15 protein-coding genes are annotated in these 17098 nt (G+C 67.1%); 7 read left to right on the plus strand and 8 right to left on the minus strand.

Features of this window, described 5'->3' with window-relative positions; all coding sequences use genetic code 11:
- Positions 1–103: 103 nt before the first annotated feature.
- Complete coding sequence (locus tag K8940_RS20865; RefSeq protein WP_223391962.1) at positions 104–1945, plus strand: hypothetical protein; 1842 nt, start codon at positions 104–106, stop codon at positions 1943–1945.
- Between the two features lie 8 nt (positions 1946–1953).
- Here K8940_RS20865 and K8940_RS20870 read toward each other — a convergent pair whose 3' ends face one another.
- The 5 genes from K8940_RS20870 to K8940_RS20890 all read right to left on the minus strand — a co-directional run bounded on the left by K8940_RS20870 (position 1954) and on the right by K8940_RS20890 (position 7447).
- A complete protein-coding gene (locus K8940_RS20870; protein WP_223391963.1) occupies positions 1954–2667 on the minus strand; it encodes an energy transducer TonB in 714 nt (237 codons plus the stop codon).
- A complete protein-coding gene (locus K8940_RS20875; RefSeq protein WP_223391964.1) occupies positions 2667–5165 on the minus strand; it encodes a TonB-dependent receptor in 2499 nt (832 codons plus the stop codon). Before K8940_RS20875 ends, K8940_RS20870 begins: the two co-directional genes overlap by 1 nt.
- Before the next feature lie 114 nt (positions 5166–5279).
- Positions 5280–6371: a FecR family protein gene (locus tag K8940_RS20880; RefSeq protein ID WP_223391965.1), complete on the minus strand. Its 1092-nt coding sequence runs from the start codon at positions 6369–6371 to the stop codon at positions 5280–5282.
- The gene (locus tag K8940_RS20885) at positions 6349–6861 is read right to left on the minus strand and encodes an RNA polymerase sigma factor (protein WP_223391966.1); all 513 of its coding nucleotides are present in this window, start codon (positions 6859–6861) and stop codon (positions 6349–6351) included. The genes K8940_RS20880 and K8940_RS20885 overlap by 23 nt, the downstream gene beginning before the upstream one ends.
- 154 nt (positions 6862–7015) lie before the next feature.
- Positions 7016–7447, minus strand: a complete 432-nt coding sequence (locus K8940_RS20890; RefSeq protein WP_223391967.1) for an ester cyclase — start codon at positions 7445–7447, stop codon at positions 7016–7018.
- 270 nt (positions 7448–7717) lie between these two features.
- On the opposite strand from K8940_RS20890, the gene K8940_RS20895 reads away from it, so the two are divergent.
- The 6 genes from K8940_RS20895 to K8940_RS20920 all read left to right on the plus strand — a co-directional run bounded on the left by K8940_RS20895 (position 7718) and on the right by K8940_RS20920 (position 13681).
- The gene (locus K8940_RS20895) at positions 7718–8584 is read left to right on the plus strand and encodes an alpha/beta hydrolase (protein ID WP_223391968.1); all 867 of its coding nucleotides are present in this window, start codon (positions 7718–7720) and stop codon (positions 8582–8584) included.
- Positions 8547–9548: an alpha/beta hydrolase gene (locus K8940_RS20900; RefSeq protein ID WP_223391969.1), complete on the plus strand. Its 1002-nt coding sequence runs from the start codon at positions 8547–8549 to the stop codon at positions 9546–9548. Before K8940_RS20895 ends, K8940_RS20900 begins: the two co-directional genes overlap by 38 nt.
- 208 nt (positions 9549–9756) lie before the next feature.
- Positions 9757–10278 (plus strand): hypothetical protein, encoded by a 522-nt coding sequence (locus tag K8940_RS20905; protein WP_223391970.1) that lies wholly within the window; start codon positions 9757–9759, stop codon positions 10276–10278.
- Positions 10279–10537: 259 nt separating this feature from the next.
- Positions 10538–11803 (plus strand): DUF5692 family protein, encoded by a 1266-nt coding sequence (locus K8940_RS20910; RefSeq protein WP_223391971.1) that lies wholly within the window; start codon positions 10538–10540, stop codon positions 11801–11803.
- Between the two features lie 117 nt (positions 11804–11920).
- Positions 11921–12808, plus strand: a complete 888-nt coding sequence (locus tag K8940_RS20915) for a hypothetical protein (protein ID WP_223391972.1) — start codon at positions 11921–11923, stop codon at positions 12806–12808.
- Between the two features lie 9 nt (positions 12809–12817).
- The gene (locus tag K8940_RS20920; RefSeq protein ID WP_223391973.1) at positions 12818–13681 is read left to right on the plus strand and encodes an alpha/beta fold hydrolase; all 864 of its coding nucleotides are present in this window, start codon (positions 12818–12820) and stop codon (positions 13679–13681) included.
- Here the strand turns inward: K8940_RS20920 and K8940_RS20925 are convergent.
- The 3 genes from K8940_RS20925 to K8940_RS20935 all read right to left on the minus strand — a co-directional run bounded on the left by K8940_RS20925 (position 13678) and on the right by K8940_RS20935 (position 16960).
- The gene (locus tag K8940_RS20925) at positions 13678–14850 is read right to left on the minus strand and encodes an alpha/beta hydrolase (protein WP_223391974.1); all 1173 of its coding nucleotides are present in this window, start codon (positions 14848–14850) and stop codon (positions 13678–13680) included. The two genes, K8940_RS20920 and K8940_RS20925, sit on opposite strands and share 4 nt — an antisense overlap.
- 27 nt (positions 14851–14877) lie before the next feature.
- Complete coding sequence (locus tag K8940_RS20930; RefSeq protein WP_223391975.1) at positions 14878–15390, minus strand: hypothetical protein; 513 nt, start codon at positions 15388–15390, stop codon at positions 14878–14880.
- Positions 15391–15481: 91 nt separating this feature from the next.
- The gene (locus tag K8940_RS20935) at positions 15482–16960 is read right to left on the minus strand and encodes a mechanosensitive ion channel family protein (RefSeq protein WP_223391976.1); all 1479 of its coding nucleotides are present in this window, start codon (positions 16958–16960) and stop codon (positions 15482–15484) included.
- Positions 16961–17098 lie beyond the last annotated feature (138 nt).

The raw sequence follows: 17098 nt of genomic DNA on the forward strand, positions 1-17098 counted from the left end.
AAACCCGTCGCGCCATGGAAGAAGTTGACCCATCAGCTTGCTCAGGTTGAGTGGGTGAGGCAGGCTAGCTTGACCGGGAACGGCCTAGGGCGCTCGAAAATCCATGGCCAAGCCTCAGCGAACCAAACGGCGAAGACCAGCCAAGTCGTCAGGACCAGCACCGATCTATCGCGATGCGATCTCGGCCTGGCTGGCGTTTCAGAAGGTCGGTGGCCTCGACCTGGCCGATCGCGACGCGGATCTGGAAGCGGCAATCCTGATCCGGATCGGTCAGCCCTGGGCAAGAACCCTGAGGGACGCGCTGATGATGGCGTCGACGGACGACCTCGTCCGAGCTCTTTTCCTAGCGGTCGCGCCCTTCGTCGAAATGTTTCGTTCGACGCTCGAGTTCTTCAAGGCGGCAGGCGCGGCCGAAGGGCGAGATCAGTGGTCCATCAAGATTGAAGGCAATCACCTGGGACTTGAGGAGTTTCAGAAGTTCATCGCCGCCGCCTCCGAGGTCGCGAGTGAACTGGAGGCGCCGGACATGGAGCGGAACCTGTCCTTTGACCTTTTGGGCATGCTTGAAGGCACCTTGGAATCACGAGTTCGCGAAGGTCCGTCGGGAGATTCTGGGGTCGACGCCTGGCTTAGCGCTTACAAATCGGACGAGTTTCCCGATCTTCCCGAAAGCCTGGCTTCGCGCCCGCTTCCGCCGTCGCTAGTCGATCTGCGCGCCATGATCACCGCCCGGATCGCGATTGCTCGAGCCGCTATCGGAACCCGTCGTGGACTTGGCTCAGTGCCTTGGCGTGAATGGAGCGAGTCCGAACACGACGCATACGACCCGAAGAACGTCGTCCAGGATGAGACGGATGGCTGGCTGGGACGCGCCGTCTTGGGCCTGCAAGCGGTTGTAACCGCTGGCGCCGCTGCGACCACGAAGGCCGCTACTCGCCTAGACTTCCTTACCGCCGCCCCCCGGCGGACATTGCAGTACGCGGCGCGCGCCGACCAGCTCGAGCGCATCCTCTCGCTGCCGGTCTGGCGTCACCGCCACGAACTTTACGCCGTATGGGTCGCGACGGAGATCATCGGAGCCCTTCCGACCCATGAGATCCAACTCCATCAGGAGAACGGCAAGATCGTCTTCGCCTTCAAGGAAACCGAAGTCGCTCGGATCGTGTCGGCAAGCCCAGAGCGACGGCTGCTGTCGGAGCGGCGGGTCGAACTGGCCGATCCGATCGGCAAGGGACGCACGGGCGGCGTTCAGCCCGACTATGGGATCTGGTCGCAGGACCCCGGTGGCGAGCGCTGCCGCCTGATCATCGAGGTAAAGCACTACAAGCGGTCCAAGTCGGGCTCCTTCCAGGATGTTCTGACGGACTACGCCAGGGCGCACCCCTCGGCCAAAATCGCCTTGGTCAATCACGGCTCGATCCCGTCATCGATCCTCGATGGGGTCGATAGGATGGTGCGCCATCGCTGTAGTGCGATCGGTGACCTGACCACTCGTCATGATGCGCCGCGCGAGGCCCTCGAACGCCTGGTCCGGGAGGCCGTGGGCGAGCCCAGTCGCCCAAAACGCAGGGCCGGATCGGCTTCACCGGCGCTCCTCATCGATGTGTCGGGATCCATGGGCGACGCCTTGCGCCATGACATCCGCACGATCGTCGCCGATCATGCCCGCCACGAGAGGGTCGAGGTCGTCGCCCTGGTCGACGTGGAGCACATCGGGACGATCTCCATCGATCAGCTGGCCGACGGTCGGCTCGGAGACCTTCCTTCGCGCGGAACGAATCTTCGGCCTGCCGCGCTCGAACTCGTCGATACGCACGATCTGATCCTGGCGTTCACGGACCGAGAAGGCTTGAACCAGCTACGCGCCTCGCCCTTCACACTACGGATCCTCGAGACCTGGGGAGAGGTCTTTCTGGCCAGCGTCTGGCGCGACGGCGGGCGTTGATCAACGCGTCAGGGCGTCGCGAATTCCACCGGCACCACCAGCTCGATCACCTCGCCGGCGACCGTCTCCGGCGGCTTGGGTAAGGGCGCCGCGCGCTGGGGCAGGCTCACGGCCTCGCGGTCGAGCATGGCGAAGCCTGAACTGGCTTCCAGACGCGCCGAGAGAACCTTGCCCTGTCGGTCCATCGTGAACCGAACATAGACGACGCCTTGCTGCCGTCGAACCAGCGCGGCCGCGGGATAGCGGCGGTGCTTGTCGAGCTGGGCCAGCACGCGCCCCTGCCAACTGTCGGGCGCATTGGTGGCCACGCGCGGCGCGGGCGGGGCGGTGATCGAGGGCGGCGCGCCCTGGACCTGGGGCGCCTTGGGTTCGGGCCTGGGCGGGCTGATCGACAGGGTCTCGGCCGCCGGCACGGCGGCTGGACGCGGTTGTATCGGCGGCGTCGGCGGACGCGGCTCAGCGCGCTTTTCGTCGGTCTTGGCCTGGGGCCTGGGCGTGTCTTTCTGGACGCGAGGCGGCGACGTCGGTGGGGCCAGGGCGACGAAGATCACCGGCGCTTCGACCATCTGGGGCGGCGGCTCGGGCAGCCGCAGGAAAAGCGCCACGCCGAGAGCGACGTGCGCCAAGAGTGAGACCAGGCCCGCCACCATCGACGGGCCCGGCCGCCTGGGCCGCGGCGCGTTGGCTCTGGCCAGCGCGCCGTTTTCCAGGGCGAGGATCACTAGAAGTCCACGGCCAGGGACGCGCGGACCGATCGCGGCGCGCCGATGGTCAGGACGCCGCGCGAGGCGGCCGCCCAGTAGTCCTTGCCCAGCAGGTTGTCGGCCGTGACCGACAGCTTGGCGGGACGACCCTTGATGTCGAAGGCATAGCGCACGCCCGCGTCGAAGCGGGTCCAGTCGGGGATGCTGCGAGCCTTGGTGGTGGTCAGATCGATATATTCGCGGCTGGTGTAGACGACCCGGCCGGTGACGGTCAGGCCCGGCACCTTGGGGATGTCGTACTCGCCGCCCAGGTTGATGTTGAGCTTGGGCGCGCCGCGTGCCCGCTTGCCGTCGTTGAGGCCGCCATCGGTTTTGACCATCACCGCGTCGAGCAGCATCGCCCCGCCCAGCACCCGCACGTTCTTGACCGGCTGGCCAAAGACGTTGAGTTCGATGCCCCGGTGACGCTGCAGGCCGTCCAGTTCCAGGGTCGGCTTGCCGCCCGTGGTGGTGGCGGCGATATCGACGACGCTGGGCACGGCGACCTGGAACCAGTTGGCCGTGGCCGTGAAGGTTCCAAGGTCGTACTTGATCCCGGCCTCATACTGGTCGGTGACGTAGGGCGCGAAGATCTCGCCGGCGTTGGCGTAGAAGGTCGTGACGATCGCACCCGGGTTCAGGGACTCGATGTAGCTGCCATAGAGCGAGACGTTGCTCTTGGGCTTGAAGACCAGGCCGACCGACGGCGAGATCCGATCCTCGTCATACTGACGCGTCAGAGCGTGCGTGCCGTAAGCGAAGGTCTTGGAGCCGATGTCCTGCTGACGGGCGCCGACCATGAGCACCATCCGGTCCTTCCAGAAGGTCATGATGTCGGCGACGGCCAGGCCTGAGTAGTTGAGCTTGGACGTCATCTCGATGCCGTCGGTGGTCAGGGTGCTGGTGTCGGGCCGAGCGCGGTAGATCGGATTGTAGATGTTGGACGGGGCGCAGTTGGTGCCGCAGCCGGGGACCGAATAGGTCAGCTGGCCGCGCTGGCCTTCGTTGGCCGACCAGATGGCCGACACGCTGTGGGCGATCGGGCCGGTGTCGAACTTGCCCTTGATCGAGATCTCGGCGCTCTCGTTCTTGCTACGTGCGGGGATCCAGTTGGGCGTGCCGGTCTTGTTGCCGTTGACGTTGTTGATGCTGTCGATCACCAGCAGATAGAGCTCATCGGACGTGCTCTTGCTGTAGGCGGCCGCCGCCGTCCAACCGGGCGCGAAATCGTATTCAGCGCGCGCGATGCCGTAGTCGTTCTGACCGTCGAAGAACTCCCATTCCTGCTTGGAGTTGATCGTGGCCTTGGGCGCCTTGGGGATGGCGACGGTGGAGCCGATGCGGGTGCTGCCCCAGCCGCCCTTGAGCAGGCGATCTTGGTGGCCAAGGTCCAGGGTCAGGCGCAGCTTGTCGGTGCGAAAGTCGAAAGCGCCGGCGATGAAGGTCGCCCGGTTGTGGGTCTTGTCGACGTCGGGGTCACCCTCGCGCTGCACGGCGTTGATCCGCACGCCAAATTGCTTCTCAGAACCGAAGCGGCGGCCGACATCGGCGGTGACGCCCAGTTGCGAGGCCGAGGCATAGGTCGCCGTCAGGCGGGTCAGGGGATCGTCGCTAGCGCGCTTGAGGATGTAGTTGATCGAGCCGCCGTAGGAGGAACCCCACGGGCTGACGCCGTTGAGCATGGCGCTGGGCCCCTTGTGGACCTCGACGCGCTCGACCGCCTCGATCATCGAGCCCCGGGTGTCGGCCGGACCGAACATCCCGTTCATCATCACCTCGCGCCCCTGCATCTCGAAGCCGCGCATGATCAGGGTGGTGTTCTCGCCATCGCGGATCGCGCTGGCGCGGACAGACGGGTCGTTGTCCAGGACGTCCAGCAAGCTGCGGCTGTTCTGGTTCTCGATCAGCTCGCTGGTGTAGCGCGTGACGTTGAAGGGGGTGTCCATCACGTCGACATTCCCCAGCAGCCCCAGCTGGCCGCCGCGCGCCACCTGACCGCCGGCGTAGACGGTTGGGAGGCCAGCGGCCGACGCACCTTGTCCACTGGTCCCCGCATCACCCTCGACCCGCACCGCGCCCAGTCGGACGGCGCCGTCCCCGCGCGGCGCGCGGGTCAGGACCACGATGTCGCCGTCGATCCGCCAGGTAACGCCGGTGCCGGTGAGCAGGCGGCTGAGGGCTTCGGTCGCGCTGAACTGGCCCTGCACGGCCCGACTCTGAACGCCGGCGGTGACGTCGGCGTCGGCCGAGACCTGCAGGCCCGCCTGACGGCCGTAGGCGGAAATGGCGGTGCTGAGGGGTTGGGCGGCGATGTCGAAGGACTTGGTGGCCCGACGGGCGCTTTCGGCGCTCTGGGCCAGAACCGGGGTGGCGGCCAAGCTCACCGCCAGGGTGCTGACGCCGAGCGCCAGGGCCATCGCCATGCGGCGCGGCCGCGAGACATTGCCGGCCGGTTGCGCCATGTGTTGAGAGTTCATCCGTCAGTCCCCGAAAGCCTTGCGGTTCGTTGCGAGCCGCTCGCAATGACCCCAAGACGGATGGGAAACTGGAATTTTTCAGCCGGACCCGATTTTTTCCGGATCAAGGCCAAATTATCCCGCCGACAGCACATGGACGAAGGGCGTCAGACGGCGCACGCGGCCCTGGCCCGGCGCGACCAGAGCCCGCATCGCCGCCTCGGGGTTGTCGAGAGAATAGAGGCCCGTGACCCTTCGATGGGCCAGCGCCTGGTCGGCGATGATCACCACGCCAGGCTGATAGCGCCGTAGCTCTGCGACCACGTCCTCGACCTTGGCGTCGCGGACCAGGAGATAACCGTCACGCCAAGGCGCGATCGCATCGGGGCTGAGGCGTTCCTGGTGCGCCTGGCCCAAGCCCGGCGTCACCACGATCCGGTCGCCCGCGCCCAGCTTGGCGTCCACGCCCTTAGCCGCGACGCCGACCAGGCCATGCGCGACCGAGACTTCGACAGTTCCAGCTTGGCGGCGCACCTCGAACGCCGTGCCAAGGTCGGTGGCCTCGACAGCACCGGCGCGCACGACAAACGGTCGGCGTGCGTCGTGCTCCACCTCGAACCAGGCCTGGCCCGAGATCAGGCGAACATCGCGCCCTCGTGCCTGGTTGGCGTAGGCGATGGCGCTCTTGGGGCCGAGGATCACACGGCTGCCATCGGCCAGGGTGATGGCCCTGCGCTCGCCAAGACCCGTGACGACGTCGGATCGAGCATGCAGGAGTGCTGTGGGGCCAACAGCCACGACGAGACAGGCGGCGGCCAGGGCCGCGGCAATCGGCGCGAACCGCCGCGCGCGGCCAGCTACGACCCGGGATGTGACGCGGGGTCGACGGGCCCCGGCTGGCGGGGTGAAGACTTCGGGCTTCTGAGGCGCCTCACCCAGAAGCGTCCAGGCCTGGCGAACCTGATCCCAGGCGCGCTGGTGGCGGCCGTCGCGCGCGAGCCAGGCTTCGACTTCAGCGCGCAACTGGCCATCCCGGGGGGCGGCTTGCACCCGCAGCAGGAAGTCGGCCGCCTCGATCATCACCGGATCGTCGCTTTGACCTGTCGCCATGGTTTCCGTCGTCATCGGCAAGCCGCTCGCGCCGGCGGCGCGATCCTTGAGCGTACTTGCCTTGCCGATAGGACGAACGAGCGCCAGAAACTTTTCACGACGGATCTCGATCAGCATCATCCAGGGCCTGGGCGATGCGCGCCAGGCCCGCGCGCACCAGCCGGTGGGCCGTGGGCACCGATACGCCGAGGCGCTCGGCGATCTCGGCCAGGGTGGCGCCATTGAAGCGGTTCATCTCGACCGCCTGACGCATGGCCGGGTCCAGGCCCCGCAGGACACGCTGCAGCAGAGCCAATCGCTCGTCCTGAAGGAGCTCCTCTTCGGGCGTGCGTACGGCCGCGGGCAGCATCCACCATTCCGGATCGGTCTCGCCCTCCTGCTCGCGGACACGCCGACGGGCGACATCCAAGGCAAGATTTCGGACGATGCGGAAGAGATAGGCCAGCGGCCGTTCCGGCTCGCCCGTCTCGTCGCGCTCCAGACGAATGAAAGCTTCCTGGACCACGTCCTCGGCCCGTCCACGATCACCCACGATCGGCGCGGCGAAGCTTACCAAACGCGCCTGGTTCTCCAGGAAGAGATCAAGCTTGGGGGACGGGCGTTTCACGAGGTGGGAGGGGTCCAGGCGATATCGGCGGTGGGCCGAGCAAGGCCGAGCTAGCACAGATGAGAATGACTCTCAACAACATGCGTGACCGTTCCGCGCCCCTCCGATCCCCTGCCTTGAAATCGACCGCCGGGCGGCGCGAACGCCCGGCGGATCACAAGCCGGCAAGCTGGCGCCAGATCAGGTCGGGCGTGATCAGCTGGCGCCGGGCGATCACGCGCCCCTGCCGCCAACGACAGACCAGCGTCGACGTCACGTCGAAGGCGCGCCGGTCCTGAGCCAGGAAACCGTTCGCACCGATCATTGGCGCGCTGATCGACCCCGTCAGTCTCGCCACCACGCAGGCGTCCTCGCCCGTCTCGCTGGCGAAGTGGGTCAGGCAAGGCTCGGTGTGGATCTTGGCGTCGGCAAAGAAGGCGCAGAAGCTGAGCGATTGGGCGAGGTGCTCGTCGCGATCATGCGCAGCGCCGTCTTGGAATACGGCCTCGAGGGCCTCGTCGTGGAAATCGACATAGACGTCCCACTGCCGCGCATTCCACGCCGCCAGCATCGCATCCATCGCTTGCAAGGTGGCGGTGCTGCTCACGAACCCATCGCTGGCCTATAGGAGGCTTGCACCATCGGCCCTGGCGCGACGGCCGGGAAGTGAGCCGTAGCTCACGACCGTTAGCTTGCGTGTCACATCGGGGTTTCGCGAAGGCCTCGTTCAACGATCACCGTGACGATGCAAGATTCATCGGCGCACGCCACGGCAGCCTCGTGCAAGTCCGATCGGCGAGGCCTGCGTCCTTCGGGTGGCGGCGTTCGCGTGAGCACGCGGCCGCGCCAAGACGCGACGGGTCTTCAGGAGCGCCTCATGAACGCCATGCCCAAGACCCTCGCCACAGAGGACGCCATCACCAACGGGGCCGGACAGCGGATCTATTTCCGCGCCTGGCGACCGACCTCCGCGCCAAAGGCGATCGTGGTGATCTGCCCAGGCTTGCTGGCTCATAGCGGCCTTTACGCCTGGCCCGCCGAGCGATTGGCCAACCTCGGCTACTGCGTCTACGCCGTCGATCTTCGCGGCCGGGGGCTGTCGGAGGGCGAGCGCTACTTTGTCGAGACCATCGACGAGTATGTCGATGACGTCGGCACGGTCATCGCCATGGCCAAGAATAGGGACACCGGCCTGCCCACCTATCTCTTGGGCCACAGCGCTGGCGGCGTTGTCGCCTGTGTCTACGCCCTGACCCACCCGGCGATGCTGAATGGCCTGATCTGCGAGAGCTTCGCCTTCGAAGTCCCCGCGCCCGACGCAGCCTTGGCTCTCATCACCTTGGCAAGCCGGTTCTTCCCCCGCGCGCCGGTGCTCAAGCTCAAGGCCGAGGACTTCTCGCGCGATCCGGTGATCGTCGAACGGCTGAAGGGCGACGCGCTGATTGACGACGAGGTCCAACCAGCCGCGACCGTCGCCGCCCTGGCGCGCGCCAACCAACGCCTTAAGACCAGCTTCCCTCAGATCTCGACGCCAGTGCTGATCCTTCATGGCTCGGCCGACAAGGTCACGCGACCGCGCGGCAGCCAGAGGTTCTTCGACACCACCGGATCAACGGACAAGACGCTGAAGATCTACGAGGGCCACGTCCACGATCTCCTGGCGGATTTCGATAAGGAGCGGGTCCTGGCCGACATCGGACAATGGATTGAAGCGCGACGCCAAGGCCTTGCGCGCGAGGCCTGACACTCACCCACGCGCCATGAGAGATCGCGCCCGCAAGCCCGCCCCCGGTTTCGCCATCCAGCCGAAAGAGAGCCAAGACATGGGTCATAGCGACGATGAGGACCCGCGCTTGGCTCTGTTTGCCGGGCTAACGCCGATAGCAAGGCCCGACGACTCAGATGCCGTCGCGCTCGCTCCGCCCTATCGGGGGCGCGACCCCGAGGTCTGGGAAAGCCGTCAGGGCGATCGCTGGGTTCGCAACGTCGTTCGCGCCAGCCTGACGCCCGTCGCGCCGCTGACCGCGCCCCAGGATGCGCCCGCGGTGATCATCGCACCCGGCGGGGCTTTTCGAGCTCTGGCGATTGATGGCGAGGGCTACTCTGTCGCCCGCTGGCTCACGCGTCGGGGCATAGCCGCCTTCGTCCTGAAGTATCGGCTCGTGCCGACCGCGCCTACGACCGCCGGGTTCTATCAGGAGCTTGGCGCCATGATCACCCAGCCCCCGACCGAAGCGGATCTGGCCGTACCCCAGGCGGCTCTGGAAGACGCCTGCGCGGCGGTGACGGCGGTTCGCGCTAACGCGCGGGCTCTCCACATCGACCCCAATCGGATCGGAGTCTTGGGCTTTTCGGCCGGCGCCATGCTGGCCATCGAACTTGCGGGCGTGCGGGGCCAAGCGCGGCCCGACTTCGTCGGTGCGCTTTACCCAAGCCTCCATGCCCAGGATGCGCCGCCCGGCTCGCCGCCGCTGTTCGTGACCGCCGCGTGCGATGATCCCCTGTTCGGCGGCGCCGGCGCACCGCTCTTTGATCGCTGGCGGGCCAGCGGCGGTGATCTGGAAGCTCACCTTTTCGCAATGGGAGGCCATGGCTTTGGCATTCGCCCACAGGATCTTCCGATCGATCAATGGCCCCGTCTTTTCCTGGAGTGGGTCGCGGCCAGCACGGGCGCCTCGGTGGAGCGCGCCGTGATGGCGTTGCACTAGCCGCCTGGTCCCGGTGCGTTGCGGACGCGGCGATGCAGCGATCGGAAGTTCGCCTCAACGCGCTTGCCACAGGGCTTGGCCTCAACTGTAAGGCCGTCGCCAGCTAACGGGACCGGTTGTCGTAGCCTTTTGACAAGAGACCGAGGTTGGGTTGACAGCCTCTATTGCAGATGCGAACAAAATGAGAACTTCTATTTCGGGGGCGAAGATGAAGATGTCCGTTCTGGCGCTGAGCGCCTCGATGTTGCTTGCGCCGACCGCGCACGCCGGTGAACTGGCGCCGGGCCTGCGGGGTCTGTCGTTCCTGGTTGGCGGCTGGAAGGACGCAAAGGGCGTAGTGGCCGACACCGGCGGGACCTCGACCGGCCGCTCCAGCTTCACGGCCGAGGCCGGCGGCGCGGTGCTGCTGCGGCGCGACCACACCGAGCTCTTCGACAAGACAGGCAAGCCGTCGGGCGGCTTCGACCAGATCATGATGATCTATCCCGAGGGCGACGGCCTGCGGGCCGACTATTCGGACGGCGAGCACGTGATCCACTACGACCGCGCCGAGATCGATCCGGGCAAGGCCGTGACCTTCACTAGCGTCGCCCAGCCAGGGCGCCCGGTGTTTCGCCTGAGCTACCGCCTGCCGCCCCCCGATCGTCTCAGCGTGTCGTTCGCTATGGCGCCGCCGGGAAGCGCAACGGTCCAGCCGATCGCCGACGGCTTTTTCAGCCGGGCGAATTGACGGGACTGAGGGCTATTCGACATTGCGACCGGGCTGCCTGGATTGTGGCGTGCGAGCGCCGGTCATCCCCGCGGGTCGGCGACTTTGGGGCCTGAAGGGCGAACGCCGCCTCGCCCTAGCCCGGCGTCGGCGCAAATGAGGAAGTACGGCAACCAAGCTCACCGTTAGCTGCGCGCAACCTTGGGAGGAAGTCACCCCAAGTCACTTCAAAGCCAAGCTCCAATTCCCCCAGTTTTCGTATGGAAATTGGAGCCTCCCCATGACCTCAACCCTCTCGCTCGACGCGGCGGCAAACGCGTCCTTCCATTCGACCCGACGACGGCGCGGGTTCTGGCCGATCCTGGCGCTTCTCGCGGCCCTGGCGGCGCTGTTTTGCTTGGCGCCCTCGGCGCGGGCGGCTGACACCCCTGAAGGCCACGCCCGCTGGATGGGCGCGCTCGAAGGCTCGGACGCTCACCTGAAGGGGGCGAGCATCCTCTACGACTTCACCTTCTCCGACGGAGAGGTGTCGGTGGCCAAGTCGGCTGGCGTCCACCGTGAGGTCCAGGTGTTCAAGACCACACCCCTGGGCAAGGGACTGGTGCTGTCGGGCGATCCGGCCGGACCGATCCCTGAGCTGGCGGGCGCGGTGCTCGAAAAGCACCTTGTGCGACACTTCAAGATCAAGCTGCCGTCCGGAGCGACCCTGGAGCTTCGCCCGACGATCCTCTGGCTGTCCTGGCTTCACTACGCCTTCTTCTTCGGGATCATCCTGTTGGCCGGCAACGAGCTGGCCCGGCACAAGAAGTGGGCGACCTACACGCTCTACTTCGTGTTCCCAATCGTGCTGATCCCGCTGTGGATGCACGCCGGCTTCGACGGCCTCTTCCGCTGGACCAAGCTCTACTCGGCGATCTTCGGCGCGGCCGTCTTCACGCTCTACCGGCACAATGGCCTGGACCGCTTCAAGTGGATGGGCGCGGCGGTGGCCGGCATCCTGGCGATCAACATCTTCGAGGCGGTGACCCAGGACTACGCCTCGGGCCACCTGGCCAACTACCTCAACGCCGCCGCCGGCGTGCTCAACATCGTGACCATCTCCTGGTGGACGGGCATCAAGCGCGACGAGAACAAGCCGCACGACATGCTGTGGCCGGGCATGACCGCCTTCTGGATCATCGCCTACGACGCCTGGAACATCACCTTCGTCTACCTGAACTTCCCCACCACGATCTTCTACACCGTCGCCGTGGTGGTCGCCCCGACCCTGGCCGCGCTCTTCATCAAGAAGGGCACCTGGATGCAGGCCCGCGCCTACACCCTGGCCATCTACATGATGTACATCTTCAGCTTCAAAGCTCTCGCCGAGCAGTATCTGGGTCTCCACCTGGCCCTGCCGCTGCCGCGCAACGAGGGCATCGCCATGACGATGGCGCTGATCAGCGTCGGCCTGAACCTCGTCTACGCGATCCTCTACTTCACCTGGAAGTTCACCGGCCGCGCGCCCGCGCGTCTGGAAGTTGGACAACACCCCTCGGTCATCTGATCGCGCGCCGGGCGCTCTCGCGGCGTCCGGCCCACACCTTCCCCGCTGAAGCCTTCCTCCCCGAAGCCTTCCTCCCCCCGGGCGCGCCCTGGCCCGCCCCATCCAAAGGACATCAAGATGCGCTTCCTTCGTCCCGCGACCGCCTTGGCGGCCGCGCTCCTGGTCCTGCGCGCCGCGCCGGTCCTGGCCGATCCCCTCGACACGGCCGACGCGCCGCCCGCGGCCTCCGCCGCTGGGTCGATCGAGACCCTGCCCGAGGGCGAGGGCCAAGGACCCGCCGCCGCGGCCGGCGGCCATGAGGCGGCCGGCTCCAACCAGGCCAACAACCCCCTACAGCCCAGCCTCATGCTGAGCGCCCAGGACTACTACGTGCCTTCGTTCTACGGGCTGCCCGACCGCTGGGCCAACCAGGGCCTGATCCGGGGCCTGATGCCCCAGAAGACCTTCGGCCACGTCCAGTTGACGCGCTTCACCCTGCCCGTGGCGACCTCGCCCACCTTCCCCGGCGGCCATGACACCGGCATCGGCGACCTGACGCTGATGGACCTCTTCATGTTCAAGGGCAAAGGCCTGGCCTACGGCGTGGGCCCGGTTCTGGTGGCTCCCACCGCCACCAACCACATGGGCACAGGCAAGTGGCAGGCCGGCGTCGCCGGCGCCGTCGTCGCGCCCCGAGCCTGGGGTCTGGCCGGCACGCTGGTCATCTACCAGACCTCGTTCGCGGGTCGGGAGAACATGCCGGGCGTGGAGACCCTCACGGCCCAGCCGATCGTCTTCTACAACCTGCCCAAGGGCTACTATCTGCGCTCGACGGGCATCTGGAACTTCAACCTGAAGACCGACGACTACTACATCCCCGTCGGCGCCGGCATCGGCAAGGTGTGGAGCCTGCGCCCCAAGACCAAGCTGAACGGCTTCATCGAGCCGCAGTACACCCTCTTCCACGATGGGGTGGCACCGCACTGGCAGATCTACTCGGGCCTCAACCTGCAGATCCTGTTCTAGGAGGCGGGGATGCTGGCCATGCCCATCAAGACCCTGCGCCTGGAGCGGGACGGTCTGGCGTTCGACGCCCTGACCTGCGGCGTGCCGGAAGACCCGCTGGTTCTCTTCCTGCATGGATTTCCGCAGTTCGCCTGGGCTTGGACGCCGATCCTCCAGGCGGTCGCCGGAGCCGGCTTCTGGGCGGTCGCCGTCGACCAACGCGGCTATGCCGACGGCGCGCGCCCGCCCAAGGTCGCCGACTACCACATTGACCGCCTGGTCGAGGACGTCTTCGGCTTCGCCGACGGCCTTGGCGCCAGGCGCTTTCACCTGGTTGGTCACGACTGGGGCGGGATCCTGGCCTGGCGCGCGGCAGCCGACCATCCCGAGCGGCTCTTGAGCCTCTCGGTGATCTCCACGCCGCACACCGACGCCATGCTCGAGGCGATCGCGCATGATCCGGCTCAGACGGAGATGTCGGCCTATATCGGCTTCTTCCGTCTGCCGGACGGCGCGGCCGAGGCCGGCATGCTCAGCGACGGGGCGGCGCGCCTGCGCTCGGCCTATCGCGGCATGCTCGACCCGGAGGACCTGGAGCGACATGTCGAGAGGCTGTCGCGTCCGGGCGTTCTAACCGCGGCGCTGAACTGGTATCGGGCCCTCGACTTCGAGGCGCGGATCGGTCCGGTCGCGGTTGATACGCTCTTCGTCTGGGGCTCGGCGGACCATGCGCTTGGTCCGGTCGCGGCGGCGGCGACAGCCGACTACGTGACAGGCCCCTATCGCTTCGAGCGTCTGGAGGGCGCGTCCCACTGGCTGCTCGAAGAGCGCGTCACCGAGGTTGCGCAGTTCCTGCTCGAGCACCTTGGTCAGGCGCGCGCCAAGGCGGCTTAGGGCTTGGCCGGCGCGGTCTTGACCAGGGGCGGATCGGAGACCTTGGCGGCGACGCCGCCAAGGGTCTGGCTTACCCCCACAACGATCGCGCCGGCCTTCTCTCCCAGTCGCGTCTTTTCCGTCTCCAGGCGCTGCCCGGCCAGCCGCGCGCCGAGGAGCCGCACGATCTCGGGCTGGGTGGCGAAGGTGTTGTGGTTGTAGCGGTCGCCGGTCTTGATGTGGCTGAGGTCGACAACCGTCACCCCGTCGAGCTTGGCCAGATCCGAGCGATAGGGCTCCTGCGAAAGATCGACCGCGCCGACCCGGCTGATGCCCGCCGCCAGGAATCGCGAGAGCCGCAAGGCCCGATCGTCCCGAGAGATCATGATCATCAAGGACGGCCGATCAGGGCCAAGGGCGCGGAACTGCTGGCGGAACACATCCACGTCGAGATCGGGTGCGGCCAGGATCACATTGTCGATCTTCGGATCGACCCGCCCTTCCCGGATCGCGTATTGACGCAGGGCCTCCATCGCCACCCAAGCGCCCATCGAGTGGGCCAGCACGGTGACTTCCTTGACCGACGGCGTGCGCACGATCAGGCGCAAGGCGTTTTCTAGCGCGTCACGCGACGCCGCCGCGCTTTCACGGTCGTAGACATAGCCCGTGATCGCGCCGCGCGAAGGCCAGGTGAACAGGACGGGTGCGGCGCGTGTGCCGGCGTCATGATTGACCTGTGCATAGCGGTAGACCGCCGCGTCGAAGGGCGTGTTGAAGCCATGGACGTAGACGACGACCCGCCCGTCGGTGTCGCGCGCCGAGAACCAGGTCAGCGCGCCGGCCGCGTTCGTCGGCGTGATCGAGAGGGTGGCGAAGTCCTTGGCCGGATCGACATGACGCCCACGCGGCCATTCGATACGGCCGGGCCGGTGGTCCGGCGGCAGGGATACATCGACGATCATCAGCCGGGAGTCCGCGCCCCGGGCGCCGGAAAAGACCTCGCCGGGTCGCTCGGACGCCCGCCGCGTGGAGACGACGAGGAGGCTTTCACGGGCGGCCGCCAGTGGCGGCGCGGTGACGATCGGCGTCAGGTGCGCATCCGATCGGCTCGCGCACGCTCCCAGCGTCAGGGACGCCAGCGCGATGAGGACCAGGCCGAACGCCTTGGCGCGGCCGCGTGGGTCGGTCATGGCCAGCGCCCCCGTGTGTGCTGTGGATCAGTTGGCCGCGTCGAGCATTTCGCTGAACGCCGAGCCCAGCTTTTTCAGGCGCGTGATGTCGCGCACGGTCAGTTCAGGATTGGAGACGTAGAAGAAGTCGGCGCCGAAGAGATTGGCCAGGATCGTCTCGATCGTCTCCTGGTCCTGGCTGCTGGTGTAGCCCTCCCAAATGCCGACGAGCAGGCTGTCGAACCAGGGGCCGGCCTCGCGCAGGATGTCGGCGATGTAGGGCTTGAAGTCGCCGTCGAAGGTCACGGCGAACAGCAGGCGCGTGTCGTTGTCGAAGAGCGTGATACGCAGGTCATGCACGGTGCCGACCCGGCCTTCCCAGTAGGCCGCCTCGGCTTGGAATTGCGGCAGGCGCTGGCGGAAGAGCTCGGCGCCGCCGGGCAAGACCTTGCCGATGACGGTGGCCTCGCCGCGCTTTTCGATCCGCAGGCCCGGACCATCGGGCTGGGGGATGACGTTCTGGGCCAGGGCGGTCCGCTCGTTGGGGACGATGTCGCTCACCAGTTGCTCCTAAGCTTTGGCTCATCGGCGCCGTGCCGATCGGCGGGCAGACTGACCCGGCCCGATCGGGGTTTGCAGTGAGTGGCCGCGCCTAACCGTTACCCCGTGGTGGTCGGGGCCGCTTGGCTGGGCCCCGGCGCATGCGCAGGAGCCTGCGGACGCCCTCGATCAAGGACCCGCGCGCGCCGGCCTCTGGTCCTGCCAAGGCCGCGGCGCGACGATGGATCAGCCCAAGTCCCTGGCGTGCCGACCGTTCGAGAGCGGCGGCCAGTTCGGGATTGGCGGTGACCACCGGGGCGAGCGCCTCGCGATCCAACGCATAGACCTCGGCGTGGGTTAGGGCGCTGGCCGTGGCCTTCAGCGGCTCGCCGGTCAGCAAGCTGATCTCGCCCAGATAATCGCCGGGTCCCACGCGTCCCAGCTCGTCGCGCTCGCCGCCGGGAGTGGTTTGCGCCACCGCGAACACGCCCGAGGCGATGATGTAGAGCCGCGCGTCTGCCTGACCTTCAACAAAGAGGGTCTCGCCCGGTTCGAGGTGAAGGTGCTCGGCGCCCGTGGCCAGAATGCCGATCTCCTTGGGCGTCAGGCGCTCGAAGAGAAGCATCTCGGCGAATATGCGCTCGGGGGAGAGCGCGGTTCCCGCTGAGACCAGGGCAGCAGCCGCCGGCGCGTCGAGGTCATCGAACAGGCCCGCGTGGTGCAAGGAGCGCCGGATCTGGCGCAGGAGCAGGCTCTTGGCGCCGCCAAGCTCACGCGCGTCGTCGACGAAGAAGCCCACCCGATAACGATTGATCCGCAGGCCAAGGCTGGCCAGCACCACCTTGGGGGTGGGCGTCTCGGCGATGGCCGGACAGAGCATGACCGCCCGCTCGATCAGCTCGATGACGGCTTCTGGCCTGGCCGAGGCCGAGACCGGGGCCTCGACCTGTCCCGCGCGGCGAAGGCTCGGGGTCGAGCGATTGATGATCTCGGCCTTGGCCACCAGGCTGTTGGGGATGACGACGACATCGTCATCGTCGGTCTCCAGGCGGATGGATCGCCAGTTGAGCTGAACCACCTCGCCTTCAAACTTCTCGCCCAGGCGGATCCGATCCCCGACGCGGAAGGGTCCCTCGATCCCGACCGCGACCCCGGCGAAAACATCCGAAAGCGTGCTTTGGAGCGCCAGACCCAGCACCACGGCGATGACGCCCGAGGTGGCCAGCAGGCCTTGGACAGGGAGTCCGAGCACGCCATTGAGCACAGCGAAGACGGCCGCGACGTAGATGCCAGCGCCCATAAGATCTGAGACCAACCGAGTTTGCCGGTGGCTGCGATCGCGGCGCAGAACTAGCCGCAGGCCCGTGACGGCGGCCCGGGCGGCGAGCACCCACCAGGCTACAGCCAGCAGGCGCAGCCAGAGCGGCGGCGTCAGGTGGCCGGGCCCGACGACGAAGAACGGGGTTTGCCCGCGATGCCACAGGACCAAGGTGACCGTGGCGCAGGCCAGGAGATTGAAGCCGAAGCGGAAGGACAGCGGCACCCGGCGCGGATAGGTCGCCAAGACGGCGGCGACCGCCAGGGCGATCACCCAGGAAGAGGTCATGCGGGCGGATCCTCGTGGCGCAAGACGCGCGTCCTGCCTTACGCGAGGTTGGGGCGCCGCCGGCGTTAGAGGGGGATAGTGCGGGGAGCTAACGCCGGCGGCGTGCGGGGCCGCTCCTCGCTT

It is taken from the genome of Caulobacter segnis (genome assembly GCF_019931575.1).
GTDB lineage: Bacteria > Pseudomonadota > Alphaproteobacteria > Caulobacterales > Caulobacteraceae > Caulobacter > Caulobacter segnis_C.

Coding starts and splice junctions, on each gene's coding strand:
- K8940_RS20865 (WP_223391962.1), top strand. CDS start 104: ATGGCCAAGCCTCAGCGAACCAAACGGCGAAGACCAGCCAAGTCGTCA.
- K8940_RS20875 (WP_223391964.1), bottom strand. CDS start 5,165: ATGAACTCTCAACACATGGCGCAACCGGCCGGCAATGTCTCGCGGCCG.
- K8940_RS20880 (WP_223391965.1), bottom strand. CDS start 6,371: ATGCTGATCGAGATCCGTCGTGAAAAGTTTCTGGCGCTCGTTCGTCCT.
- K8940_RS20895 (WP_223391968.1), top strand. CDS start 7,718: ATGAACGCCATGCCCAAGACCCTCGCCACAGAGGACGCCATCACCAAC.
- K8940_RS20905 (WP_223391970.1), top strand. CDS start 9,757: ATGAAGATGTCCGTTCTGGCGCTGAGCGCCTCGATGTTGCTTGCGCCG.
- K8940_RS20910 (WP_223391971.1), top strand. CDS start 10,538: ATGACCTCAACCCTCTCGCTCGACGCGGCGGCAAACGCGTCCTTCCAT.
- K8940_RS20915 (WP_223391972.1), top strand. CDS start 11,921: ATGCGCTTCCTTCGTCCCGCGACCGCCTTGGCGGCCGCGCTCCTGGTC.
- K8940_RS20920 (WP_223391973.1), top strand. CDS start 12,818: ATGCTGGCCATGCCCATCAAGACCCTGCGCCTGGAGCGGGACGGTCTG.
- K8940_RS20925 (WP_223391974.1), bottom strand. CDS start 14,850: ATGACCGACCCACGCGGCCGCGCCAAGGCGTTCGGCCTGGTCCTCATC.